This window comes from Bradyrhizobium archetypum (assembly GCF_013114835.1).
GTDB lineage: Bacteria > Pseudomonadota > Alphaproteobacteria > Rhizobiales > Xanthobacteraceae > Bradyrhizobium > Bradyrhizobium archetypum.
The window spans coordinates 403973-426655 of sequence record NZ_JAAVLW010000007.1; the positions used below are offsets into that span (position 1 = coordinate 403973).

A 22683-nucleotide genomic window follows, 5' to 3' on the forward strand; every position below is an offset into this window, starting at 1 on the left:
AGCTACGTCCGTTCTTCGCAGATCATCGCCAGGTGCACGATGGTCTCTGCGGCCTTTTCCATGTCCTGGCGGCTGACCCATTCCAGCCGCGAGTGGAAGGCGTGCTCGCCGGCGAAGATGTTGGGGCAGGGCAGGCCCATGAACGACAGCCGCGAGCCGTCGGTGCCGCCGCGAATCGAGCTTCGCACCGGCGTTAGCCCCGCACGTTTGATCGCTTCGATGGCGTAATCGACCGTCTCGGGATGGCGGTCGATCACCTCCTTCATGTTGCGGTATTGCGGCTTGACTTCCATCCGCCAGGTCGAGTGCGGATAGTCCTTCATCACGGCTTTGACGATGCCTTCGAGCAGGGCTTCCTTTTCGTTCAACCCTTGCTCGGTGAAATCGCGCACGATGAAGCCGATGGTGGCTTTCTCCAGCGCGCCCGAGATGCCGATCGGATGCAGAAAGCCCTCCTTGCCCTCGGTGGTTTCGGGCGAGCAGGTGTCCTTGGGCAGGCGGTCGATGATGGCGGCGGCGATCTTGATCGCATGCTCCATCTTGCCCTTGGCGAAACCGGGATGAGTCGAAACGCCCTCGATGGTGATGGTGGCGCCGTCGGCCGAAAAGGTTTCGTCTTCGATATTGCCTGCGGTTTCGCCGTCCATCGTGTAGGCGAAGTCCGCGCCAAGCTTCTTCAGGTCGACCTTGTCGACGCCGCGGCCGATTTCTTCGTCCGGTGTGAACAGGATCTTGATGGTGCCGTGCTTGATTTGCGGATTTTCGATCAGGAACCGGGCCGCATCCATGATCTCGGCGAGACCGGCCTTGTTGTCGGCCCCGAGCAGCGTGGTGCCGTCAGTCGTGATGATGTCATGTCCAATCTGGTCGGCGAGGGCGGGATGGTCGGCCGCGCGGATCACCTGCGTGGCATCGGCCGGCAGCACGATGTCGCCGCCCTGATAATTCTTCACGATTTGGGGCCTCACGTTGGTGCCGTTGCAGTCCGGAGACGTGTCCATGTGCGAGCAGAAGCAGATCACCGGCACCTTTTTGTCGCTGTTGGCCGGAATCGTCGCGTAGACATAGCCGTGCTCGTCGAGATGGGCGTCCTTGAGCCCCAGCGCCTGCAGCTCCGACGCCAGCAGGCGGCCCAGATTCTTCTGCTTCTCGGTGGAGGGGCAGGTCGGCGAGGCCGGATCGGATTGGGTGTCGATCACAACGTAGCGCAGGAAGCGCTCGGTGACGTCGTGGGTGAAGGCTATCGGCGAGGCCAGCATGACGATCCGGAAGAGTTGCACAGGAAAGCGCTCTATAACAGAAAAGCGCCATTCCGGGTCCCCGCCGGAACGGCGCTTTTCGCGTTAGCCGGGCGGTCGGTCAGACTGCTTCCTTGAGTTCCTTGGCCGCACGGAAAGCGACCTTCTTGCTGGCCTTGATCTGGATCGGTTCCCCGGTCGCGGGGTTGCGGCCGACACGGGCGGCACGCTTGCGAACCTGGAGGATGCCGAGCCCGACGATGCGGATCCGCTCGCCCTTCTTCAGGTGCTTGGTGATCTTGTCGACCATGTCGGTCAGTATGGCTTCCGCGGCCTTCTTCGACAGTTCATGTTCCTCAGCGAGATCTGCCGCCAGATGCTTCAATGTGATGGTGGCTGGAGCCGCCGCTTTCTTCGCCATGTCTGGCCTCCTCCTTGCTTGAATGGCTTTTGAGCGCGTTGTCGATGCCGGCGCGCCGGGAAATGCATCATGTAGCGACTTGAAACCCGGGAATCCGCAGCAATCGGCTCGCGGACGGTTTCAAGAAACCCAGATGTAGCAGGCCTTAAACGATTCGGAAGAATGCTGCCCACGCTGTTTTGGCCGAAAACAGGCCGTTCTTTGCATCGGAATCGCAGAATTGCCCATCCCGCGCCGGGATTCGCAACGTCCTTGACTAAGCGGAAGCGGGCCTTTATGCCCTCGGTTCTGCGCGGATCAGGATCTGATTACGGCATCCGCGGGAGTAGCTCAGTTGGTTAGAGCGCCGCCCTGTCACGGCGGAGGCCGCGGGTTCGAGTCCCGTCTCTCGCGCCATTTTTCAATGGCTGGATGTCGATCTCCGGACTGCTGCAAACAGGCTGCAAGCAAAAAGGCCGCCCCCGGGCGGCCGTTTTTATTCCGATACCCTATCGTTTAACGCACCGTGGATGTGCTCGAGCTGGTGACGACTACCGGCTTGCCGGCCTTCACGACCTGGGCGGTCTGCTCATAGTCCGCACCGGTCCGGGCCGAGATGCCGAACGCTGCCACCGCGATGCCCGCCACGAGCGCGACGACCACGATCTTCAGATGGGTACTGCGATCCGCCGAGTGGAGTGAGTGGTTCATGTGGTGCCTCCCGGACGCCTTTGACGTCCCGTGTTGGTGAGAGACATACGCCCGATCTGTTTCAGGATCGTTTCGCGATTTCGGCAAAATGGTTTCATTCGGGCTGTTTTTGGCCGGTTTCTCGCCAAATCATCCGTGATGTAGATCACATACACCCGCGAGGCCGAGATCGACGCGGAGGGGCGGCAGCATGTCGGCAGGCTCCGACCGTGGTCATGACAGCGGCCGACAGCAGCGAATAGCGCACGGCTCGGGCGCCAAAGTCATTCTTCAGGGCGTCGTTGAGCTCGCCGACGGTCGACGGGCCGACGCCCTGGCCGAAGCCGGCGGCGGTCAGCGGCATGATCGCGGAGGCCAGCGCCCGCATGCTCGGCCTGGCCACGTCTGCGCGATCGCAAAGATCGGGCCGAGAGCCATGCCGCAGAACACCGTCATCGCACTCCAGAACGCCAGCGCGACGGAAACAATGTTGCGGTTGAAGCGGTCCGCGATGCGCGATCGGGATGCCGAGCAGCGAATAGAACAGCACGCTCAAGGTGCTCCTGGACCAGATCGACCGCCTGACGGAAACGGCCGCCCAAATGCTTGCGGATGAGAAGCATTTGAACTGAAATGTCGGCACCATGCCGGCCGTCCCGCGTTGGTTGGGCGAGGCAGGAACGCAACACCTTTCCGCCTTCTGCCGACGCATCGGGGGCGGGCAAAGGCGCCGAGGTGGCTTGTCTTGCGCCCTCTGTTGCGCTGCGCTAAGCCAAGAATAATTCCAATCAACGAATCTGCGGCCAAATCCGCAGGAAAAGGCACCGCCGATGTCCGGCATCCTGCAAAATTACCTTCCGCTTGTCGTGTTCGTCGGGGTGGCGAGCCTGATCGGTCTGGCGCTCCTGATCGCCCCATTCCTGGTCGCGTTCCAGCAGCCGGACCCGGAAAAACTCTCCGCCTATGAATGCGGATTCAACGCATTCGACGACGCCCGCATGAAGTTCGACGTCCGCTTCTACCTGGTCGCAATCCTTTTCATCATCTTCGACCTCGAAGTGGCGTTCCTGTTCCCGTGGGCGGTCGCGTTCGGCAAGCTCGGGGCCACCGGCTTCTGGTCGATGATGGTGTTTCTGGCCGTCCTAACGGTCGGCTTTGCTTATGAGTGGAAGAAAGGCGCGCTCGAATGGGATTGAGCCAGACAATAACGGGCTCTTCGCCTGATATCGCGCCGATGCCGAAGGGCATTCTCGACCCCTCGACCGGGAAGCCGGTCGGAGCCAGAGACCCGTTCTTCCTCGAGGTCAACCACGAGCTCTCGGACAAGGGCTTCTTCGTTGCCGCGGCCGACGACCTGATCACCTGGGCGCGCACCGGCTCCTTGATGTGGATGACGTTCGGTCTCGCCTGCTGCGCGGTCGAGATGATGCAGGTGTCGATGCCGCGTTACGACGTCGAGCGCTTTGGCTTTGCGCCGCGCGCCTCGCCGCGGCAGTCCGACGTGATGATCGTGGCGGGCACGCTGACCAACAAGATGGCGCCGGCGCTGCGCAAGGTCTACGATCAGATGCCGGAGCCGCGCTACGTGATCTCGATGGGCTCGTGCGCGAACGGCGGCGGCTACTATCACTATTCCTACTCGGTCGTGCGCGGCTGCGACCGCATCGTGCCGATCGACATCTACGTGCCCGGGTGCCCGCCGACGGCGGAGGCGCTCCTCTACGGCGTGCTGCTGCTGCAGAAGAAGATCCGCCGCATCGGGACCATCGAACGCTAAGGTTTTAGGTAATGGACGACGGCAAGCTCGACGCCCTTGGGCAGACGATTGTTAGCGCGCTCGGCGGCGCGGCCACTGCCCATGCGGTCGCGTTCAACCAGCTCACCGTGACCGTCGAGGCGGCAAAGATCGTCGAGGTGATGAAGCACCTGCGCGACGATCCCGCGCTGCGCTTCGTCAACATCACCGACGTCACCGCGGTCGACTATCCGAGCCGCGAGAAGCGTTTCGACGTGGTCTATCATCTGTTGTCGCCGACCCTGAACGAGCGCATCCGCATCCGTGCCGAGGCCGACGAGACCACGCAGGTGCCCTCGATCATCGACGTGTTTCCTGGCGCCGACTGGTTCGAGCGCGAGACCTACGACCTCTATGGCGTGATCTTCACCGGCCATCCCGACATGCGCCGGCTGCTGACCGATTACGGCTTCGACGGCCATCCGCTGCGCAAGGATTTTCCGCTCACCGGCTTCGTCGAGGTCCGCTACGACGACCAGGAGAAGCGGGTGCTCTATGAGCCGGTCCGCCTCAACCAGGAATTCCGCAAATTCGATTTCCTCTCGCCATGGGAAGGCGCGGACTATCCGCTGCCGGGCGATGAGAAGGCTGAGCCGAAGGCCTGACCATGAATGAACAGAACCTGCGTAACTTTACGATCAATTTTGGACCGCAGCATCCTGCGGCCCATGGTGTGCTTCGTCTCGTCCTTGAATTGGACGGCGAAGTCGTCGAGCGCGTCGATCCGCATATCGGTCTCTTGCACCGCGGCACCGAGAAGCTGATCGAGCACAAGACCTACCTCCAGGCGATCCCGTATTTCGACCGGCTCGATTATGTGGCGCCGATGAACCAGGAGCACGCGTTCTGTCTTGCCGCGGAAAAGCTGCTCGGCATCACCGTGCCGCGCCGTGGACAACTGATCCGCGTGCTCTATTGCGAGATCGGCCGCATCCTGTCGCATCTGCTCAACGTGACGACGCAGGCGATGGACGTCGGCGCGCTGACCCCGCCGCTGTGGGGTTTCGAAGAGCGCGAAAAGCTGATGCAGTTTTACGAGCGCGCCTCCGGCTCGCGCATGCATGCGGCCTATTTCCGCGTCGGCGGCGTGCATCAGGATTTGCCGCAGAAACTGATCGACGATATCGATGCCTGGTGCGAACCGTTCCTGCAGGTCGTCGCCGACCTCGACACGCTGCTGACCGGCAACCGTATCTTCAAGCAGCGCAACGTCGACATCGGCGTGGTGTCGCTGAAGGAAGCCTGGGAGTGGGGCTTTTCGGGCGTGATGGTGCGCGGCTCGGGTGCGGCGTGGGACCTGCGCAAGGCGCAGCCCTATGAGTGCTATGCCGAGATGGATTTCGACATCCCGATCGGCAAGAACGGTGACTGCTACGACCGCTACCTGATCCGCATGGAGGAGATGCGCCAGTCGGTGCGCATCATGAAGCAGTGCATCGCCAAGCTGAACTCGCCTGATGGGCAGGGTCCGGTCGTTGTCGAGGACAACAAGATCGCGCCGCCCCGCCGCGGCGAGATGAAGCGCTCGATGGAAGCGCTGATCCATCACTTCAAGCTCTATACCGAAGGCGTGCACGTGCCGGCCGGCGAAGTCTATGTCGCCGTGGAAGCGCCGAAGGGCGAATTCGGCGTCTATCTGGTCTCCGACGGCACCAACAAGCCCTACAAGTGCAAGATCCGCGCGCCAGGCTTCGCCCACCTGCAGGCGATGCACCACATCTGCAAGGGCCATCTGCTTGCCGACGTCTCGGCGATACTGGGCTCGCTCGACATCGTGTTCGGAGAGGTCGATCGGTGATGGCGCAGGCGCCCATCCAGTTTGACCGGGCATCGGGCGCACTCGAGGGTGCGAACGCGTGGGAGCGTTTGGCCGCGGTGGCGCTGGTGCTGGGGTCGAAGGTGGCGTCGAATTTTTCGCACCGCGGCTACAATATGTGCGCCAATCTGTTGCGCACGACGCTGCCCGAGCGCGGTATCCAGATCAAACTCAATCCCGACGCTGTTTTCGAGTTTCCCTATGGGGACGGCTACTGGAGCAAGCTGCTCAATCGCGCCTACACATATGAGGACGAACTGGAACTGCTGTTCAAGGACTCCGCCGACGTCGACTATACGCTGCTCGATTGCGGTGCCAACTACGGCTACTGGTCGGTCCTGGTGTCGAGCAAGCCGTTCGGCTCGCACAAGGCCATCGCGATCGAGCCGTCGGGGCAGAATTTTCCGAAACTCGCCAATAACGCTGCGATCAATGGCAATCGTTTCGAGACGATGAAATGCGCGATCGGGGCCGCGCGCGGCACCGCCCGGCTGTCCGGCAGCAAGCATGAAGCCTTCAGCATCGCCGGCGACCAGTCCGGTGGCGAGGAGGTGCCGGTCATCGCGCTGGATAACCTTTTGGACGACGGCAAGATCGCGCCCGGCGGCAAATATCTGATCAAGCTCGACGTCGAAGGCGTCGAGATCGAGGCTATGAAGGGTGGCGCGCGCCTGATGCAGGGAGATAGCGTCTTGTTGTGCGAGGAGCACGGCAACGACCCTGAGCATACCGTGTCGCGCTATATCCTCGAACAGACCCCGCTGAAGCTGATCGTCTACGATCCGCGCAGCCATCGCCTTGAAACCGTAACCGATCTTTCAATTCTGGATCGGATCAAGGTTTCAACCCATGTCGGCTACAACGTGTTCGGCACCGCAAGCGCATTCTGGCTCGCCCGGATCGATGCGCTCAATGCGAAAGCCGCGCGCCGCGTGCAATGAGAGACTGAACAATGTCCGTCCGCCGCCTCGCACCGAAGGAATTGCAGCCCGCGAGCTTCACGTTCACGGATGAGAATCTCGCCTGGGCCAAGGCGCAGATCGCAAAATATCCGCCGGGTCGTCAGGCCTCTGCGGTGATCGCGATCCTTTGGCGCGCGCAGGAGCAGCATGAGGGATGGGTGTCGGAGGCCGCGATCCGCGTCGTCGCCGACCTGCTCGAAATGCCCTACATCCGCGTGCTGGAAGTGGCGACCTTCTACACCATGTTCCAGCTTCAGCCGGTCGGCAAGAAGGCCCATGTGCAGGTCTGCGGCACCACGCCGTGCCGCCTGCGCGGCGCCGGCGACCTGATCGAGGTGTGCCAGAGCCGCATCCATCACGAACCCTTCCATCTGTCGAAGGACGGCAATTTTAGCTGGGAAGAGGTCGAGTGCCTGGGCGCCTGCGTCAACGCACCGATGGTGCAGATCTGGAAGGACACCTACGAGGACCTGACCAAGGAAAGTTTCGGCAAGGTGCTGGACGGCTTTGCCTCGGGCAATCCGCCGAAGCCCGGACCGCAGATCGACCGACAGTTCTCGGCGCCGCTGGGCGGGCCGACGACGCTGAAGGAATCCACATGATGCGAGACGGCACGTTGCCCGTGAGCGGGCCGGGGAGGGTCGGCGCGATGAAGAACTGGCGCTATATCGGCATGCACGCCGTTGCGGCGGCGACCTTCATCTTTCTGCTGCAGCGTTACGGGCTGAACGCAACGCTCGAATCCAGCCTGTTGTGGGCGCTGACCTTTGGCGGATGCGCCGCGGGTCTCGCCTATGCGCAGTCCAACCGTTGATCCGCTAGGAAGCTTCAAGTCATGCTCGACGACAAGGATCGCATCTTCAAGAACCTCTATGGGCTCCACGATTGGGGACTGGAGGGCGCGCGCCGTCGCGGCGCGTGGGACGGCACCAAAGCGATCATCGACAAGGGCCGCGACTGGATCATCAACGAGATGAAGGCCTCCGGCCTGCGCGGCCGCGGCGGGGCGGGCTTTCCGACCGGCCTGAAATGGTCGTTCATGCCGAAGGAATCCACCGACGGTAGGCCGAGCTATCTCGTGGTCAACGCCGACGAATCCGAGCCGGGCACCTGCAAGGACCGCGAGATCATGCGGCATGATCCGCACCTGCTCGTGGAAGGCTGCCTCTTGGCAAGCTTCGCGATGGGCGCCCATGCCTGCTACATCTATGTCCGCGGCGAGTTCATCCGCGAACGCGAGCGCCTGCAGGCCGCGATCGATCAGGCCTATGACGCCAAGCTGATCGGCAAGGACAACGTCCATGGCTGGCCGTTCGAGCTCTATGTCGCGCATGGCGCCGGCGCCTATATCTGCGGTGAGGAAACGGCGCTGCTCGAAAGCCTCGAAGGCAAGAAGGGCCAGCCGCGGCTGAAGCCCCCATTTCCGGCCAATGTCGGCCTCTATGGCTGCCCGACCACCGTCAACAATGTCGAGTCCATCGCGGTCGCACCCGACATTCTACGCCGCGGCGCGGCGTGGTTCGCCGCGATTGGCCGGCCGAACAATGTCGGCACAAAACTGTTTTGCGTCTCTGGTCACGTCGAGCGGCCCTGCAATGTCGAAGAGGCGATGGGGATTCCGTTCCGTGAGCTGATCGAAAAGCACTGTGGCGGCATTCGCGGCGGCTGGGACAATCTGAAGGCCGTGATCCCCGGCGGCTCGTCGGTCCGCATGGTGCCGGCCGAGCAGATCATCGACACGCCGATGGATTTCGACTCTCTCAGCAAGCTGCGCTCCGGGCTCGGTACTGCCGCCGTGATCGTGATGGACAAGTCGACCGACCTGATCCGGGCGATCGCGCGCATCTCTTATTTCTACAAGCATGAGAGCTGCGGCCAGTGCACGCCCTGCCGCGAAGGCACCGGCTGGATGTGGCGCGTGCTGACCCGCATGGCTGAGGGCCGCGCCCACAAGCGCGAGATTGACATGCTGCTGGAAGTTACAAAACAGGTCGAAGGCCACACCATCTGCGCGCTCGGCGACGCTGCCGCCTGGCCGATCCAGGGCCTGATCGCGCATTTCCGTCACGAGATCGAGGCGCGTATCGACCAGTATTCGCACAAGGCCGACATCGACGACATTGGCGTGCGCGATCCCGTGAACATGATCGCGGCGGAGTAGAGCGATGGCAGACGAGCCCGACAGCATCATCCTGACGATCCTGCGCAAGATCGATCAGCGAACCGAGAGGATGGCCGAGGATCTTCACGACCGGAAGACGCGCGTCACTTCCGTCGAGGAGGGACTTGCCGGTGTTAACTGCCGGCTCGACCGTCTTGAAACGCGCGTCGATCGAATTGAGAAGCGCCTAGAATTGACCGACGTAACGCACTGAGACAATGGGAACCGATGTCGCAACCGAGCTTCTGGTGGCAGAGATACGGGACGCTGGCGCAGATGGCGCAGGCGGCCGTGGCGCTGCTCGGCTTTGTTGCGATCTTGTTCCAGATCAACGAGATCCGCACCAACAACCGCGCCGCCAGCGCGCGGCAGGCGTTTCTCGGCTACACCGACCTGGCGTTCAAGAATCCGAAATTCGCGCAGCCGGACTACGAGCAGATCAAGGCGGCCGGGCGCGACGAGCAGGTACAGTACGAGAGCTTCGTCACCTACTTCCTTTACGCCTGCGAGGAAGCGATCAGCGCATTCGCAGGAAAACGCGAATGGCAGGCATCCTGCGACTACGACCTGAAGCCGCATCTGCCGTTCCTGTGCGAGAAGAACGCGGCGCAACCGGCCTATCTCGCCACCTATGGCGCCGAGACCCAGCAATGGATCAAGACGTCGCTGAAGACCGCCAGCGTTACACCGCCAGACTGCAAGCTGGGAAAGACTTGAGACAGCAATGACCAAACTCATCATCGACGGCAAAGAGATCGATGTGCCTGCGGAGTACACGCTGCTGCAGGCCTGCGAGGCTGCGGGCGCCGAAATTCCGCGCTTCTGCTATCACGAGCGGCTGTCGATCGCCGGCAATTGCCGGATGTGCCTCGTCGAGATCAAGGGTGGCCCGAAGCCGGTCGCAAGCTGCGCCTGGGGCGTGCGCGACTGCCGGCCCGGCCCGAAGGGCGAACCGCCGGAAATCTCGACACGTTCGCCGATGGTGAAGAAGGCGCGCGAAGGCGTGATGGAATTTTTGCTGATCAACCATCCGCTGGATTGCCCGATCTGCGACCAGGGTGGCGAGTGCGACCTGCAGGACCAGGCGATGGGCTATGGCGTGGACACTTCGCGCTTCGCCGAGAACAAGCGCGCGGTCGAGGACAAATATCTGGGCGCGCTGGTCAAGACCTCGATGAACCGCTGCATCCAGTGCACGCGCTGCGTCCGCTTCTCCGCCGAAGTCGCCGGGGTCCCGGAGATGGGCGCAACCGGCCGCGGCGAGGATATGGAGATCACGACCTATCTGGAGCAGGCGCTGACCTCCGAGCTGCAGGGCAACCTCGTCGACATCTGCCCGGTGGGCGCGCTCACCTCAAAACCCTACGCATTCGCCGCTCGCCCGTGGGAGCTCGGCAAGACGCAGTCGGTCGACGTGATGGATGGCGTCGGCTCCGCGATCCGCGTCGACACCCGCGGCCGCGAGGTGATGCGGATCCTGCCGCGCATCAATGAAGCGGTGAACGAGGAATGGATTTCCGACAAGACCCGTCACATCGTCGACGGCCTGCGCACGCAGCGCCTTGATCGACCCTATGTCCGCGAGAACGGCAAGCTTCGCGCCGCGTCGTGGCACGAGGCTTTCGCAGCCATCGCGGCCAAGGTCAGGATGAGCGACGGCAAGCGCATGGGGGTCATCGCCGGCGATCTCGCCGCAGTCGAGGAGATGTTCGCGTTCAAGGACCTCATGGGCAAATATGGCTCCAGCAATCTGGCGGTGCAGGGCGGCGACGCCTTTGACCCCAAGCTCGGCCGCGCGACCTATATCTTCAATCCGACCATTGCCGGGATCGAACAGGCCGACGCGCTCTTGATCATCGGCTCCAACCCGCGCAAGGAGGCCGCCGTCCTCAACGCGCGGATCCGCAAGCGTTGGCGCACCGGTCAGCTCAGGGTCGCTGTGGTCGGCGCCAAGGCCGACCTTACCTATGACTACGATTATCTCGGCGCAGGCACGGATACGCTCAGCGAACTCGCCAGCGGCAAGCATTCGTTCACGGGGGTGCTGAAGGGTGCCAAGAACCCGATCGTGCTGGTCGGCGCCGGGTCATTGTCGCGGCATGACGGCGCGGCGGTGCTTTCGCTGGCGGCCAAGATCGCGGTCGGCACGGGCGCGCTCAAGGACGACTGGAACGGCTTTGCCGTGTTGCACGATACTGCTTCGCGCGCGGGCGCGCTCGACATCGGTTTTGCGGCCGATAAAGACGGGCTCAGCCTGGCCCAGATGACGACTTTCGGCACGCTCGATGTGCTGTTCCTGCTCGGCGCCGACGAGGTGAAGGTGCCGGACGGGACCTTCGTGGTCTATATCGGTACCCATGGCGACCGCGGCGCGCACCGCGCTGACGTGATCCTGCCGGGCGCTGCCTATACGGAAAAATCCGGCCTCTACGTCAACACCGAGGGCAGGGCGCAGATCGCCAGCCGCGCGGCGTTTCCGCCCGGCGAGGCGCGCGAGGACTGGGCGATCGTCCGCGCATTGTCGGAGGTGCTCGGCAAGAAACTGCCCTATGACTCGCTTCAGGCACTGCGCCAGGCCTTGTTCAAGGCCGTCCCGCACCTGATGCGGATCGACCAGATCGAGCCCGGCAAGGCCGAGCAGGTCAAGGCACTGGCGGGCAAGGGCGGCAAGACCGACAAGAGCCCGTTGAAATCGTCCGTCGAGGATTTTTATCTGACCAACCCGATCGCACGGGCCTCGGCGGTGATGGCGGAATGTTCCCGGCTGGCGGCCGGGCGAATGCTGACGGCAGCGGAGTGAGCGTGATCTGATGGCTGATTTGTTCGCAAGCTCGTTCTGGACCGGCTTTCTCTGGCCGCTGATCGTCATGGTCGCGCAGAGCCTGCTCCTGCTCGTCGTGCTGCTGATCGCGATCGCCTACATCCTGCTCGCCGACCGCAAGATCTGGGCGGCGGTGCAGATCCGCCGCGGTCCCAACGTGGTGGGTCCCTGGGGCTTGCTGCAGTCCTTCGCGGATCTTCTGAAGTTCGTGCTGAAGGAGCCGATCATTCCGTCGGGCTCCAACAAGGGCGTGTTCCTGCTGGCGCCTTTGGTGTCCTGCGTGCTGGCGCTCGCCGCCTGGGCTGTCATCCCAATGGATTTCGGCTGGGTGATCTCCGACATCAATGTCGGCGTGCTCTACATCTTCGCGATCTCGTCGCTGTCGATCTACGGCATCATCATGGCCGGCTGGTCATCAAACTCGAAATACCCGTTCCTCGCCGCCCTGCGCTCGGCGGCGCAGATGGTATCCTACGAAGTCTCGATCGGCTTCGTTATCATCACGGTGTTGCTGTGCGCCGGCTCGCTCAACCTTTCGGCGGTGGTGGAGGCGCAGAATGCCCGTGGCTTTGCCAGCGTGATCGGCCTGCCGCAACTCACCATTCTGAACTGGTATGTGTGGCCGCTGTTCCCGATGTTCGTGGTGTTCTACGTCTCGGCGCTGGCCGAGACCAACCGTCCGCCGTTCGATCTGGTGGAAGCGGAATCGGAGCTGGTCGCCGGCTTCATGGTCGAATACGGCTCGACGCCGTATTTGCTGTTCATGCTCGGCGAATATGTCGCGATCACCACGATGTGCGCGATGGCGACGATCCTGTTCCTCGGCGGCTGGCTGCCGCCGGTGGCGCTGCCGCCGTTCACCTGGATCCCGGGCGTGGTGTGGTTCGCGCTGAAGCTGTTCTTCATGTTTTTCCTGTTCGCGATGGCGAAGGCGATCGTGCCGCGCTACCGCTACGATCAACTGATGCGACTCGGCTGGAAGGTGTTTTTGCCGCTGTCGCTGGCGATGGTGGTGATTGTGGCTGGCGTGCTGCAGTTCGCCGGCATCGCACCGAAGTGAGGCCATCATGAGTGTCAACGTCAACGCAACGGCCCGCGCGCTTCTGTTGAGCGAGTTCGTATCGGCGTTCTTTCTCGCCATGCGCTATTTCTTCAAGCCGAAGCCGACCATCAACTATCCGTTCGAGAAGAACCCGATCTCGCCGCGCTTCCGCGGCGAGCACGCGCTGCGCCGCTATCCGAACGGCGAGGAGCGCTGCATCGCCTGCAAGCTGTGCGAGGCGATCTGCCCGGCGCAGGCGATCACGATCGAGGCGGGCCCGCGCCGCAACGACGGCACGCGCCGTACGGTGCGCTACGACATCGACATGGTGAAATGCATCTATTGCGGCCTGTGCCAGGAAGCCTGCCCGGTCGATGCCATCGTCGAGGGACCGAATTTCGAATTCGCGACCGAGACCCGCGAGGAACTCTACTATGACAAGGCCAAGCTGCTCGCCAATGGCGACCGCTGGGAGCGCGAGATTGCGAAAGCAATTGAGCTCGACGCGCCGTACCGGTGAGGTGAGGGCATGATCCAGATTTCAACGTCATTCCGGGGCACGCCAACGGGTCCGCGCCAAGCGCGGCCCGATGACAAGCTCCGCGCGAACCCGGAATGTCGCGCCATCACCTCTGGATTCCACAATGCGCAATTGCGCATTGGGATTCGCGGATTGCGTCCGCGCTCCGGAATGACGGGGGATGACCGATGATCCTTCCCGCGCTGTTCTTCTATCTCTTCGCCGGCGTCTGCGTGGCCTCGGCGGTGATGGTGATTGTGTCGCGCAATCCCGTGCACTCCGTCCTGTATCTGATCCTGGCCTTCGTCAACGCCTCCGGCCTGTTCGTGCTGATGGGCGCCGAATTCCTCGGCATGATGCTGATCGTGGTCTATGTCGGCGCGGTCGCCGTGCTGTTCCTGTTCGTGATCATGATGCTCGACGTCGATTTCACCGAGCTGCGCGAGGGCTTTCTCGAGTATCTGCCGATCGGTCTGGTGATCGGCGGCATCTTCCTTGCCGAGCTGCTGCTGGTCGCCGGCGGCTGGGTCATGAAGCCCGATGCCGCGAAATCGATCACCGCGGCGATCCCGACCAATGTCAGCAACACCGAGGCGCTCGGGCTGGTGCTCTATACGAAGTACATCCATTACTTCCAGCTTGCCGGCATGGTGCTCTTGGTCGCCATGATCGGCGCGATCGTGCTGACGCTGCGGCACAAGGCGAAGGTCAAGCGGCAGGACATCAACGTGCAGAATGCGCGCACGCCGGAGCTCGCGATGGCTATCCGCAAGGTGGCGCCGGGGCAGGGACTGCAGGATTCGGACGCGGCGGAGTGGGTGAAATGACGATCGGTCTGGGACACTATCTCGCGGTCGCCGCCATCCTGTTCACGCTCGGGATCCTCGGCATCTTCCTGAACCGCAAGAATATCATCGTCATCCTGATGTCGATCGAGTTGATCCTGCTCGCCGTCAACATCAACCTGGTGGCATTCTCGACCTTCCTCGGCGACATCGTCGGCCAGGTGTTCGCGCTGCTGGTGCTGACGGTTGCCGCTGCTGAGGCTGCGATCGGTCTTGCGGTACTGGTGGTGTATTTCCGCAACCGCGGCTCGATCGCGGTTGAAGACGTCAATCTGATGAAGGGCTAGGGCGCAGCTATGGTTCAGGCAATCGTCTTTCTGCCGCTGCTGGGCGCCATCCTGGCCGGCCTGATCGCGTTGTTCGGGGCGCATGCGCGCAATCCGAGCGGTGATGAGGTCAAGCATCACGATCACGGGCCCAGCGAACATGCGCACGCCGTCGAGGCCCATGGCCATGACGATCACGGCCATGACGATCATCATATCGCAGAGCCAGCGGCGCAGGGATCGCGCGCGGCCGAACTGATCACAACAGGGCTGCTATTTGTGTCGGCGGCGCTGTCCTGGGTGGTGCTGGTCAATGTCGGCTTCATGCATCAGGACGCGCTGATTGCGCTGTTCCCGTGGATCAATTCCGGCGATCTGCAGGTGTCGTGGGCGCTGCGCGTCGACACGCTGACCGCGGTGATGCTGGTGGTGGTCAACACCGTCTCCTCGCTCGTGCACCTCTATTCCATCGGCTACATGGACCAGGATCCGTACCGGCCGCGCTTCTTCGGCTATCTGTCCCTGTTCACCTTCGCGATGCTAATGCTGGTGACGTCGGACAATCTGGTGCAGCTCTTTTTCGGCTGGGAAGGCGTCGGTCTCGCCAGCTACCTTCTGATCGGCTTCTGGTACCAGAAGCCGTCGGCTAATGCGGCGGCGATCAAGGCCTTCGTGGTCAACCGCGTCGGCGATTTCGGCTTTGCGCTCGGCATCTTCGCCGTGTTCATGCTGCTCAACACCACCGATTTCGAGACCATCTTTGCCGGCGCGCAGGGCCTGTCGGGCAAGACCATCAACTTCTTCGGCTGGCATGCCGATGCGCTCACCCTGACCTGCCTCCTGTTGTTCATGGGCGCGATGGGCAAATCGGCCCAGTTCCTGCTGCACACCTGGTTGCCGGACGCGATGGAAGGTCCGACGCCAGTATCAGCGTTGATCCATGCCGCGACCATGGTCACCGCCGGCGTGTTCATGGTGGCGCGGCTGTCGCCGCTGTTCGAGCTGGCGCCGAATGCGCAAGCCGTGGTGATGTTCTTCGGCGCCACCACCGCCTTCTTTGCCGCAACCGTCGGCCTTGTCCAGAACGACATCAAGCGCATCGTGGCCTATTCGACCTGTTCGCAGCTCGGCTACATGTTCGTGGCGATGGGGGCGGGGGCCTATTCGGTCGGCATGTTCCATCTGTTCACGCATGCCTTCTTCAAGGCGCTGCTGTTCTTGGGGTCAGGCTCGGTGATCTATGCGATGCATCACGAGCAGGACATCCGCAACATGGGCGGTCTGAAGGACAGGATTCCCTACACCTATAGCGTGATGGTGATCGGCACGCTGGCGCTGACCGGCTTTCCGCTCACGGCCGGCTATTTCTCCAAGGACGCGATCATCGAAGCCGCCTATGTCGCGCACAATCCGTTCGCCTATTACGGCTTCGCAATGACCGTGGTCGCGGCCGGCCTGACCTCGTTCTATTCGTGGCGTCTGATCTTTAAGACGTTCCACGGCGAGCCGCACGACCAGCATCACTACGAGGCGGCCCATGAATCGCCGATGTGGATGCTGGTCCCGATCGGCATTCTCGCCGCAGGCTCGATCCTGGCCGGCTTCCCGTTCAAGGAAGTGTTCGCAGGTCATGGCGTGGAGGAGTTCTTCCGCGACTCGCTGAAGATGCATCCGCACATCATCGACGAGATGCACCACATCTCGCCGGTGGTCGCATTCCTGCCGACGATCATGATGGTGCTGGGCTTCCTGGTATCGTGGCTGTTCTACATCCGCAGGCCCTACATTCCGGTCCAGCTCGCCAATGAGCACCAGATGCTCTATCAGTTCCTGCTCAATAAATGGTATTTCGACGAGCTCTATGAGCTCATCTTCGTCCGTCCGGCCAAGTGGATCGGCTACCAGCTCTGGAAGAAGGGCGACGGCTTCGTCATCGACGGCTTCGGTCCGGATGGCGTCTCGGCGCGCGTCCTCGACGTCACCCGCAACGTGGTGAAGATCCAGACCGGCTATCTCTATCACTATGCCTTCGCGATGCTGATCGGCGTCGCCGGGCTGATCACCTGGTTCATGTTCGGCTTGGGGGCCCAGTAATGACAACCTGGCCGATTCTTTCCGTCGTTACCTTCCTGCCGGTCATCGGCGCGCTGGCGATCTACATCACCCGCGGCGACGACGAGGCGGCGCGGCGCAATGCGCGCTGGATTGCGCTGTGGACCACGCTCGTCACCTTTGCGGTGTCGCTGATCCTGGTCTGGCGCTTCGATGCCGCCAATCCCGACTTCCAGTTCATCGAGAAGGCGAGCTGGCTTGCCAGCGGCATCACCTACCACATGGGCGTCGACGGCATCTCGCTGCCTTTTGTGATCCTGACCACCGCCTTGATGCCGCTCTGCATCATCGCGAGCTGGAAATCGGTCACGGTGCGCGTGCGCGAATACATGATGGCGTTCCTGCTTCTGGAAACGCTGATGGTCGGCACTTTTTCGGCGCTGGATCTCGTGCTGTTCTATCTGTTCTTCGAAGGCGGCCTGATCCCGATGTTCCTGATCATCGGCGTCTGGGGCGGCCCGCGCCGGGTCTATGCGTCGTTCAAGTTCTTCCTCTATACGCTGCTCGGCTCGGTCCTGATGCTGCTGGCGATCATGGCGCTGTACTGGAATGCCGGCACCACCGACATCCCGACACTGATGCACACCGCCGTGCCGCGTAGCTTGCAGACCTGGGCGTGGCTGGCGTTCTTTGCCTCCTTTGCGGTGAAGATGCCGATGTGGCCGGTGCACACCTGGTTGCCAGATGCCCACGTCGAAGCGCCGACCGCGGGCTCGGTGATCCTGGCCGCGATCCTGCTGAAGATGGGCGGCTACGGCTTCCTGCGTTTCTCGCTGCCGATGTTCCCCTTGGCGTCGCATGATTTCGCGCCGCTGATCTTCTCGCTGTCGGTGATCGCCATCGTCTATACCTCGCTGGTGGCCTTGATGCAGGAAGACATCAAGAAGCTGATCGCCTATTCGTCGGTCGCCCATATGGGCTTCGTCACCATGGGCATTTTTGCGGTGACGACGCAGGGCGTTGCCGGCGGCGTGTTCCAGATGGTGTCGCACGGCATCGTCTCGGGCGCGCTGTTCCTGTGCGTCGGCATCGTCTACGACCGCATGCATACCCGCGAGATCACGGCCTATGGCGGCCTGGTGAACCGGATGCCGCTGTATGCGATGGTGTTCATGGTCTTCACCATGGCCAATGTCGGTCTGCCCGGCACAAGCGGCTTCGTCGGCGAATTCATGACGCTGCTCGGCACCTTCAAGGTCTCGATCCCGACGGCGACCTTCGCCACGTTAGGCGTGATCCTGTCGGCGGCTTACGCGCTCTGGCTCTACCGCAAGGTGGTGTTCGGCGCGCTGACCAAGCCGTCGCTCGCCAGCATCAAGGATCTGACCGCTCGCGAATGCCTGACGCTGTTCCCGCTGGTGGCGCTGACCATCCTGTTCGGCGTCTATCCGAAGCCGGTGCTCGACATGTCGGCGGCCTCGGTCCAGCAGCTCGTCAACAATTACAATGCCGCCGTGACTGCCGTGAAGGCAGCCGCGTTGATCCAGTAACGTAGCGTTTCAAGCGAAGTGGGAACCGGTTCGCGTGAAGAAAACGCGTCAAGGAAATAAAGCGCCATGAGCTTTTCCAGTGCAGGTTATCAGTTGCTGCCGGTGCTGCCGGAGCTGGTGCTGGCGGTCGGCGCCATGGCGCTGCTGATGCTCGGCGCCTATCGCGGCGAGGAGACCACGAGAATTGTCACCAGCCTCGCGGTGGTGCTGCTGGTCGTCACCGGCGTGCTGGTGCTGATGCTGCCGGCCGGCAAGCTCACGACCTTCGGCGGCAGCTTCATCGTCGACGACTTTGCCCGTTTCCTGAAGGTCCTTGCGATCATCGGCTCGGCGGCGACGCTGATCCTGTCGGCCGAGTTTTTGTCCGATCCGTCGCGGCGCGTGTTCGAATATTCGATCCTGGTGCTGCTCTCCACGCTCGGCATGATGGTGCTGATCTCGGCCGCCGACCTGATCATGCTCTATCTTGGGCTCGAGCTGATGTCGCTCGCGCTCTATGTCGTCGCTGCCTCCAACCGCGACAATGCCAAGTCCACCGAGGCCGGGTTGAAGTATTTCGTGCTCGGCGCGCTGTCCTCCGGCATGCTGCTCTACGGCGCCTCGCTGGTCTATGGATTCACCGGCACGGTCGATTTTGCCGGCATCGCCGCCGCCGTGAAGACCGGCAGCGTCGGCATCGTGTTTGGCCTGGTGTTCCTGCTGGCCGGGCTCTGCTTCAAGGTATCCGCCGTGCCGTTCCACATGTGGACGCCGGACGTCTATGAAGGCGCGCCGACACCGGTCACGGCGTTCTTTGCCTCCGCGCCGAAGGTGGCGGCGCTTGCGGTGTTCACCCGCGTGACCCTCACTGCGTTCCCGGGCATCGTGCCGCAATGGCAGCAGATCCTCGTGTTCGTCGCGATCGCCTCGATGGCGCTGGGCTCGTTCGCCGCGATCGGGCAGAGGAACATCAAACGCCTGATGGCCTATTCCTCGATCGGCCATATGGGCTTTGCGCTGGTCGGCCTCGCGTCGGGCACGGTAGAGGGCGCGCAGGGCGTGCTGGTCTATATCGCGATCTATGTCGCGATGACGCTGGGCTCCTTCGCCGTGATCCTGTCCATGAAGCGCAACGGCCAGCCGATGGAAGAGATCAGCGATTTCGCCGGGCTGTCGCGCACCAACCCGCTGCTGGCGTTCTTCTTCGCCATGCTGCTGTTCTCGCTGGCCGGCATTCCGCCGCTCGCGGGCTTCTTCGCCAAATGGTACGTGTTCGTGGCTGCCATCAAGGCGGGCCTGTTCACGCTCGCCGTCATCGGCGTGCTCACCAGCGTCGTGGGCGCGTTCTACTATCTCACCATCGTCAAGGTGATGTATTTCGACGAGCCCGCCGGCCAGATCGAACCGATGCGCATGGAGTTGCGCACGGTGCTGGCGGTGGCCGGTATCTTCAACATCTTCTTCTTCGTCTATCCGGGGCCGCTGGTCAGCGTCGCCACGGCGGCAGCGAAGTCGCTCTTTTAGGCGCATGATCTGCGAAAACCGACGTTCGGTTTTCGCGCGGATCATGCGCAGAAACTGGAAATGACCTTCTCGCTCGGTCCCCAAGCCACATCGGCCGGCTATCGTCTCGCCGCCTTCGACCAGATCGGTTCGACCAATGCCGAAGCCATGGCGCGCGCCCGCGATGGCGAGCGGGGGCCGACATGGTTCGTGACGACGGAACAGACGGCAGGGCGCGGCCGCCGACAGCGCGCCTGGGTCGCGCCGCGCGGCAATCTCGCCAGCAGCGTCCTCGAAGTCATGGACGTCTCGCCGGCGGTCGCGGCGACACTGGGCTTTGCTGCGGGGCTGTCGCTGGAAAGCGCACTGCAAAGGCTCAGTGTCGAGGCCAATCTGCGCCGCGCCGGGGCGGAGCCGCTGAAATTCGCGCTGAAATGGCCGAACGATGTGCTGGCCGAACGGCAGAAGCTCTCTGGAATCCTGCTGGAAGCGGAAGCGGTGGCCGGCGACCGGCTTGCGGTCGTGGTCGGCATCGGCACCAACGTCATTGCCGCGCCCGCGGGCACGCCGACGCCGGCGACCTCGCTTGCAGCCCTCGGGGTCCATGTCGGCGCCGAGGAGCTGTTCAAGGCGCTGGCGGAAGCCTGGGTCGAATTCCGCGGCATCTGGGACAATGGCCGCGGCTTTGGCGAAATCCGGAAAGCCTGGCTGGCACGTGCCTTCGGCGTCGGCGAGCCCGTTGTGATAAAGACCGGAACCACGACGGTGGAAGGCACGTTCGATACGATCGACGACACCGGCTGCCTGATCGTCCGCACCGCGGAGGGCAAGCGCGTGGCCATCACGGCCGGCGAGGTCTATTTCGGCACCGCGGCATCAGTGGGAGCGGCCTGATGGCGCGGCCGGATGAATTGACCTTTGCCCCGCTTGGCGGCGTCGGCGAGATCGGCATGAACCTGTCGATCTATGGGCTCGGCAACCGCCACCAGCGGTCCTGGCTCGCGGTCGATCTCGGCGTCTCCTTCGGCGACGAGGAGCACCTGCCCGGCATCGACCTGATCATGCCCGACATCAGCTTCCTGGAGAAGGAGCGCAACAACCTGATGGGCCTGGTGCTGACGCACGCCCATGAGGATCATTTCGGCGCCATCATCGACCTCTGGCCGATGCTGCAATGCAAGGTCTACGCGACCAAGTTCAGCGCCGCGCTGTTCGAGGCCAAATGCGCCGCGGAGCGCAATCCGCCGAAAATTCCGGTGACGGTGGTGCCGTCGGGCGGCCGCGTCAACCTCGGTCCGTTCACCGTCGAATTCATCCCTGTCGCGCATTCGATTCCCGAGTCGCATGCGCTCGCCATCCATACGTCCGCCGGCACCGTGCTGCACACCGGCGACTGGAAGATCGATCCGACGCCGATCATCGGTCTTCCGACCGACGAGCGCCGGCTGCGTGAGCTTGGCGATGAGGGCGTGCTGGCGCTGGTCGGCGATTCCACCAACGCGGTAAGGGACGGGCGCTCGCCATCGGAAACCGAGGTCGCCGCCACCATCGCCAAGCTGGTGAAGGCGGCCAAGGGCCGCGTCGCCGTGACGACCTTTGCCTCCAACGTCGCGCGCGTGAAAGCGGTGGCGGATGCCGCCAGGGCCGCCGATCGTGAGGTGGTCGTGGTCGGCCGCGCCATGGAGCGCGTCGTACAGGTCGCCCGCGAGACCGGTTATCTCGAGGGCGTGCAGAATTTCCGCAGCGCCGATTACTATGGGCACTTCCCGCCGGACAAGGTGCTGGCGCTCTGCACCGGCAGCCAGGGCGAGCCCCGCGCGGCGCTGGCGCGAATTGCCAACAACGACCATCCGCAGGTGACGCTGAACAAGGGCGACAGCGTGATCTTCTCCTCGCGCACTATTCCGGGCAACGAGAAGGCGGTCGGCGCCATCATCAACGGGCTGGTTGTACAGGGCATCGAGGTCATCACCGACCGCACCGATCTCGTCCACGTCTCCGGCCATCCGCGCCGCGACGAACTGCGCGACATGATCTCGTGGGTGCGCCCGCAGATCCTGATTCCTGTCCATGGCGAGGCGTTGCATCTGTCGGAGCATGCCAAGCTGGCGCGCGCCGCCGCGGTGCCGAAAGTATTGACCTGCCGCAACGGCGACCTGGTCAAGCTCGGCCCTGGCGACCCCGGCATCATCGACGAGTTGCCGTCGGGGCGGCTCTATAAAGACGGCGCGATCCTTGAGGATTCAAAATCCCGCGCCGTGGTGGAGCGGCGGCGGATGGGGTTTGCCGGCTGCGCCTTCGTGGCGATCGCCATGACCCAGCAGGGCGAACTCGCCGACGATCCCGAGGTTGATCTCGTCGGCATCCCCGAGAAGAATGTGGCCGGCGAGATCATCGACGAGATCGTGTTCGACGTGGTGGTTTCGACGGTCGAAGGCCTGCCGCGGCCGCGGCGGCGCGATCCGGACGCAACAGCGGAATCGGTACGCCGCGCGGTGCGGGCGGTGATCAACGAGCAATGGGGCAAGAAGCCGATCTGCCTCGTTCATGTTCTGATGGTTTGAGGTAGAGAGAGTTAGCGGACCGCGCGGATACCTCGCGACGACGCATCGAAGCAGGGGAGTGGAGTGTCATGCTGGGCCGGCTCAATCACGTGGCGATCGCGGTCAAGGACGCGGAAAAGGCCGCAAAAATCTATCGCGGCGCATTCGGCGCCGAAATCTCCGGTGCGGTGCCGCTGCCGGAACATGGCGTCATCACCGTGTTCGTGACGCTGCCCAACACCAAGATCGAGTTCATCCAGCCGCTCGGCGACGCCTCGCCGATCGCCAAATTCGTCGAGCGCAATGCCGACGGCGGCATCCATCACATCTGCTACGAGGTGCCCGACATCATCGCCGCGCGCGACAGACTGATCAGCGAGGGTGCGCGCGTACTCGGCGACGGCGAGCCAAAGATCGGCGCGCACGGCAAGCCGGTACTGTTTTTCCACCCGAAGGATTTTTCGGGCGCACTCGTCGAAATCGAACAGGCGTGAATCCTG

The 22683-nt window shown here is 62.9% G+C and carries 25 protein-coding genes and 1 tRNA gene; 22 read left to right on the plus strand and 4 right to left on the minus strand.

Going from position 1 to position 22683, the window contains the following annotated elements; genetic code table 11:
• Positions 1-2: 2 nt before the first annotated feature.
• Together pepT and HCN50_RS24865 are read right to left on the minus strand one after the other, a co-directional pair.
• The gene (gene pepT, locus HCN50_RS24860; RefSeq protein WP_171712616.1) at positions 3-1259 is read right to left on the minus strand and encodes a peptidase T; all 1257 of its coding nucleotides are present in this window, start codon (positions 1257-1259) and stop codon (positions 3-5) included.
• Between the two features lie 100 nt (positions 1260-1359).
• Positions 1360-1659, minus strand: a complete 300-nt coding sequence (locus HCN50_RS24865; RefSeq protein WP_171712509.1) for an HU family DNA-binding protein — start codon at positions 1657-1659, stop codon at positions 1360-1362.
• A gap of 319 nt (positions 1660-1978) precedes the next feature.
• Between HCN50_RS24865 and HCN50_RS24870 the strand changes: the two genes are divergently transcribed.
• Positions 1979-2055: transfer RNA gene (locus tag HCN50_RS24870), tRNA-Asp, on the plus strand.
• 99 nt (positions 2056-2154) lie between these two features.
• On the opposite strand, the gene HCN50_RS24875 is transcribed toward HCN50_RS24870, so the two are convergent.
• The gene (locus HCN50_RS24875; RefSeq protein WP_171712510.1) at positions 2155-2349 is read right to left on the minus strand and encodes a hypothetical protein; all 195 of its coding nucleotides are present in this window, start codon (positions 2347-2349) and stop codon (positions 2155-2157) included.
• 145 nt (positions 2350-2494) lie between these two features.
• Entirely contained in the window at positions 2495-2884 is a 390-nt protein-coding gene (locus HCN50_RS24880; RefSeq protein ID WP_235977195.1) for a hypothetical protein, read from the minus strand.
• A gap of 274 nt (positions 2885-3158) precedes the next feature.
• On the opposite strand from HCN50_RS24880, the gene HCN50_RS24885 reads away from it, so the two are divergent.
• The 21 genes from HCN50_RS24885 (at position 3159) to mce (ending at position 22677) form a co-directional block, all read left to right on the plus strand.
• The gene (locus HCN50_RS24885) at positions 3159-3524 is read left to right on the plus strand and encodes an NADH-quinone oxidoreductase subunit A (protein ID WP_171712511.1); all 366 of its coding nucleotides are present in this window, start codon (positions 3159-3161) and stop codon (positions 3522-3524) included.
• Positions 3515-4105 (plus strand): NuoB/complex I 20 kDa subunit family protein, encoded by a 591-nt coding sequence (locus HCN50_RS24890; protein WP_171712512.1) that lies wholly within the window; start codon positions 3515-3517, stop codon positions 4103-4105. The genes HCN50_RS24885 and HCN50_RS24890 overlap by 10 nt, the downstream gene beginning before the upstream one ends.
• Before the next feature lie 11 nt (positions 4106-4116).
• Positions 4117-4728, plus strand: coding sequence for an NADH-quinone oxidoreductase subunit C (locus HCN50_RS24895; RefSeq protein ID WP_171712513.1), 612 nt, complete (start codon positions 4117-4119; stop codon positions 4726-4728).
• A 2-nt stretch (positions 4729-4730) separates the two neighbouring features.
• A complete protein-coding gene (locus tag HCN50_RS24900; protein ID WP_171712514.1) occupies positions 4731-5921 on the plus strand; it encodes an NADH-quinone oxidoreductase subunit D in 1191 nt (396 codons plus the stop codon).
• Positions 5921-6880 (plus strand): FkbM family methyltransferase, encoded by a 960-nt coding sequence (locus tag HCN50_RS24905; RefSeq protein ID WP_171712515.1) that lies wholly within the window; start codon positions 5921-5923, stop codon positions 6878-6880. Before HCN50_RS24900 ends, HCN50_RS24905 begins: the two co-directional genes overlap by 1 nt.
• 11 nt (positions 6881-6891) lie before the next feature.
• Positions 6892-7503: an NADH-quinone oxidoreductase subunit NuoE gene (gene nuoE, locus HCN50_RS24910; protein ID WP_171712516.1), complete on the plus strand. Its 612-nt coding sequence runs from the start codon at positions 6892-6894 to the stop codon at positions 7501-7503.
• Positions 7500-7715 carry a hypothetical protein gene (locus HCN50_RS24915; protein WP_171712517.1) on the plus strand — a complete coding sequence of 72 codons (216 nt, stop codon included), beginning with the start codon at positions 7500-7502 and terminating at the stop codon, positions 7713-7715. Before nuoE ends, HCN50_RS24915 begins: the two co-directional genes overlap by 4 nt.
• Before the next feature lie 21 nt (positions 7716-7736).
• On the plus strand, positions 7737-9062 hold the full coding sequence (gene nuoF, locus HCN50_RS24920; protein WP_171712518.1) for an NADH-quinone oxidoreductase subunit NuoF: 1326 nt from the start codon (positions 7737-7739) through the stop codon (positions 9060-9062).
• Between the two features lie 4 nt (positions 9063-9066).
• A complete protein-coding gene (locus HCN50_RS24925) occupies positions 9067-9276 on the plus strand; it encodes a hypothetical protein (protein ID WP_171712519.1) in 210 nt (69 codons plus the stop codon).
• Positions 9277-9290: 14 nt separating this feature from the next.
• Positions 9291-9779, plus strand: coding sequence for a hypothetical protein (locus HCN50_RS24930; protein ID WP_171712520.1), 489 nt, complete (start codon positions 9291-9293; stop codon positions 9777-9779).
• A 7-nt stretch (positions 9780-9786) separates the two neighbouring features.
• Complete coding sequence (nuoG, locus tag HCN50_RS24935; RefSeq protein WP_171712521.1) at positions 9787-11862, plus strand: NADH-quinone oxidoreductase subunit NuoG; 2076 nt, start codon at positions 9787-9789, stop codon at positions 11860-11862.
• A gap of 10 nt (positions 11863-11872) precedes the next feature.
• Positions 11873-12943 carry an NADH-quinone oxidoreductase subunit NuoH gene (nuoH, locus tag HCN50_RS24940; RefSeq protein WP_171712522.1) on the plus strand — a complete coding sequence of 357 codons (1071 nt, stop codon included), beginning with the start codon at positions 11873-11875 and terminating at the stop codon, positions 12941-12943.
• A gap of 7 nt (positions 12944-12950) precedes the next feature.
• Positions 12951-13445, plus strand: coding sequence for an NADH-quinone oxidoreductase subunit NuoI (gene nuoI, locus HCN50_RS24945; protein ID WP_028345787.1), 495 nt, complete (start codon positions 12951-12953; stop codon positions 13443-13445).
• Positions 13446-13633: 188 nt separating this feature from the next.
• Positions 13634-14272, plus strand: a complete 639-nt coding sequence (locus HCN50_RS24950; protein WP_171712523.1) for an NADH-quinone oxidoreductase subunit J — start codon at positions 13634-13636, stop codon at positions 14270-14272.
• The gene (nuoK, locus tag HCN50_RS24955; protein ID WP_171712524.1) at positions 14269-14577 is read left to right on the plus strand and encodes an NADH-quinone oxidoreductase subunit NuoK; all 309 of its coding nucleotides are present in this window, start codon (positions 14269-14271) and stop codon (positions 14575-14577) included. The genes HCN50_RS24950 and nuoK overlap by 4 nt, the downstream gene beginning before the upstream one ends.
• Before the next feature lie 9 nt (positions 14578-14586).
• Positions 14587-16650, plus strand: a complete 2064-nt coding sequence (nuoL, locus tag HCN50_RS24960; RefSeq protein ID WP_171712525.1) for an NADH-quinone oxidoreductase subunit L — start codon at positions 14587-14589, stop codon at positions 16648-16650.
• A complete protein-coding gene (locus tag HCN50_RS24965) occupies positions 16650-18158 on the plus strand; it encodes an NADH-quinone oxidoreductase subunit M (RefSeq protein WP_171712526.1) in 1509 nt (502 codons plus the stop codon). The genes nuoL and HCN50_RS24965 overlap by 1 nt, the downstream gene beginning before the upstream one ends.
• A gap of 66 nt (positions 18159-18224) precedes the next feature.
• Positions 18225-19661: an NADH-quinone oxidoreductase subunit NuoN gene (gene nuoN / locus HCN50_RS24970; RefSeq protein WP_171712527.1), complete on the plus strand. Its 1437-nt coding sequence runs from the start codon at positions 18225-18227 to the stop codon at positions 19659-19661.
• Between the two features lie 60 nt (positions 19662-19721).
• Positions 19722-20534 (plus strand): biotin--[acetyl-CoA-carboxylase] ligase, encoded by an 813-nt coding sequence (locus HCN50_RS24975; RefSeq protein WP_171712528.1) that lies wholly within the window; start codon positions 19722-19724, stop codon positions 20532-20534.
• On the plus strand, positions 20534-22204 hold the full coding sequence (locus HCN50_RS24980; RefSeq protein ID WP_171712529.1) for a ribonuclease J: 1671 nt from the start codon (positions 20534-20536) through the stop codon (positions 22202-22204). The genes HCN50_RS24975 and HCN50_RS24980 overlap by 1 nt, the downstream gene beginning before the upstream one ends.
• A gap of 68 nt (positions 22205-22272) precedes the next feature.
• Positions 22273-22677 (plus strand): methylmalonyl-CoA epimerase, encoded by a 405-nt coding sequence (mce, locus tag HCN50_RS24985; RefSeq protein ID WP_171712530.1) that lies wholly within the window; start codon positions 22273-22275, stop codon positions 22675-22677.
• The last annotated feature ends 6 nt before the right edge of the window (positions 22678-22683 follow it).

Bases quoted from the DNA above. Each gene is read 5' to 3' on its own strand.
- pepT (WP_171712616.1), bottom strand. From the start codon at position 1,259: ATGCTGGCCTCGCCGATAGCCTTCACCCACGACGTCACCGAGCGCTTC.
- HCN50_RS24865 (WP_171712509.1), bottom strand. From the start codon at position 1,659: ATGGCGAAGAAAGCGGCGGCTCCAGCCACCATCACATTGAAGCATCTG.
- HCN50_RS24875 (WP_171712510.1), bottom strand. From the start codon at position 2,349: ATGAACCACTCACTCCACTCGGCGGATCGCAGTACCCATCTGAAGATC.
- HCN50_RS24885 (WP_171712511.1), top strand. From the start codon at position 3,159: ATGTCCGGCATCCTGCAAAATTACCTTCCGCTTGTCGTGTTCGTCGGG.
- HCN50_RS24890 (WP_171712512.1), top strand. From the start codon at position 3,515: ATGGGATTGAGCCAGACAATAACGGGCTCTTCGCCTGATATCGCGCCG.
- HCN50_RS24895 (WP_171712513.1), top strand. From the start codon at position 4,117: ATGGACGACGGCAAGCTCGACGCCCTTGGGCAGACGATTGTTAGCGCG.
- HCN50_RS24900 (WP_171712514.1), top strand. From the start codon at position 4,731: ATGAATGAACAGAACCTGCGTAACTTTACGATCAATTTTGGACCGCAG.
- HCN50_RS24905 (WP_171712515.1), top strand. From the start codon at position 5,921: ATGGCGCAGGCGCCCATCCAGTTTGACCGGGCATCGGGCGCACTCGAG.
- nuoE (WP_171712516.1), top strand. From the start codon at position 6,892: ATGTCCGTCCGCCGCCTCGCACCGAAGGAATTGCAGCCCGCGAGCTTC.
- HCN50_RS24915 (WP_171712517.1), top strand. From the start codon at position 7,500: ATGATGCGAGACGGCACGTTGCCCGTGAGCGGGCCGGGGAGGGTCGGC.
- nuoF (WP_171712518.1), top strand. From the start codon at position 7,737: ATGCTCGACGACAAGGATCGCATCTTCAAGAACCTCTATGGGCTCCAC.
- HCN50_RS24925 (WP_171712519.1), top strand. From the start codon at position 9,067: ATGGCAGACGAGCCCGACAGCATCATCCTGACGATCCTGCGCAAGATC.
- HCN50_RS24930 (WP_171712520.1), top strand. From the start codon at position 9,291: ATGTCGCAACCGAGCTTCTGGTGGCAGAGATACGGGACGCTGGCGCAG.
- nuoG (WP_171712521.1), top strand. From the start codon at position 9,787: ATGACCAAACTCATCATCGACGGCAAAGAGATCGATGTGCCTGCGGAG.
- nuoH (WP_171712522.1), top strand. From the start codon at position 11,873: ATGGCTGATTTGTTCGCAAGCTCGTTCTGGACCGGCTTTCTCTGGCCG.
- nuoI (WP_028345787.1), top strand. From the start codon at position 12,951: ATGAGTGTCAACGTCAACGCAACGGCCCGCGCGCTTCTGTTGAGCGAG.
- HCN50_RS24950 (WP_171712523.1), top strand. From the start codon at position 13,634: ATGATCCTTCCCGCGCTGTTCTTCTATCTCTTCGCCGGCGTCTGCGTG.
- nuoK (WP_171712524.1), top strand. From the start codon at position 14,269: ATGACGATCGGTCTGGGACACTATCTCGCGGTCGCCGCCATCCTGTTC.
- nuoL (WP_171712525.1), top strand. From the start codon at position 14,587: ATGGTTCAGGCAATCGTCTTTCTGCCGCTGCTGGGCGCCATCCTGGCC.
- HCN50_RS24965 (WP_171712526.1), top strand. From the start codon at position 16,650: ATGACAACCTGGCCGATTCTTTCCGTCGTTACCTTCCTGCCGGTCATC.
- nuoN (WP_171712527.1), top strand. From the start codon at position 18,225: ATGAGCTTTTCCAGTGCAGGTTATCAGTTGCTGCCGGTGCTGCCGGAG.
- HCN50_RS24975 (WP_171712528.1), top strand. From the start codon at position 19,722: ATGACCTTCTCGCTCGGTCCCCAAGCCACATCGGCCGGCTATCGTCTC.
- HCN50_RS24980 (WP_171712529.1), top strand. From the start codon at position 20,534: ATGGCGCGGCCGGATGAATTGACCTTTGCCCCGCTTGGCGGCGTCGGC.
- mce (WP_171712530.1), top strand. From the start codon at position 22,273: ATGCTGGGCCGGCTCAATCACGTGGCGATCGCGGTCAAGGACGCGGAA.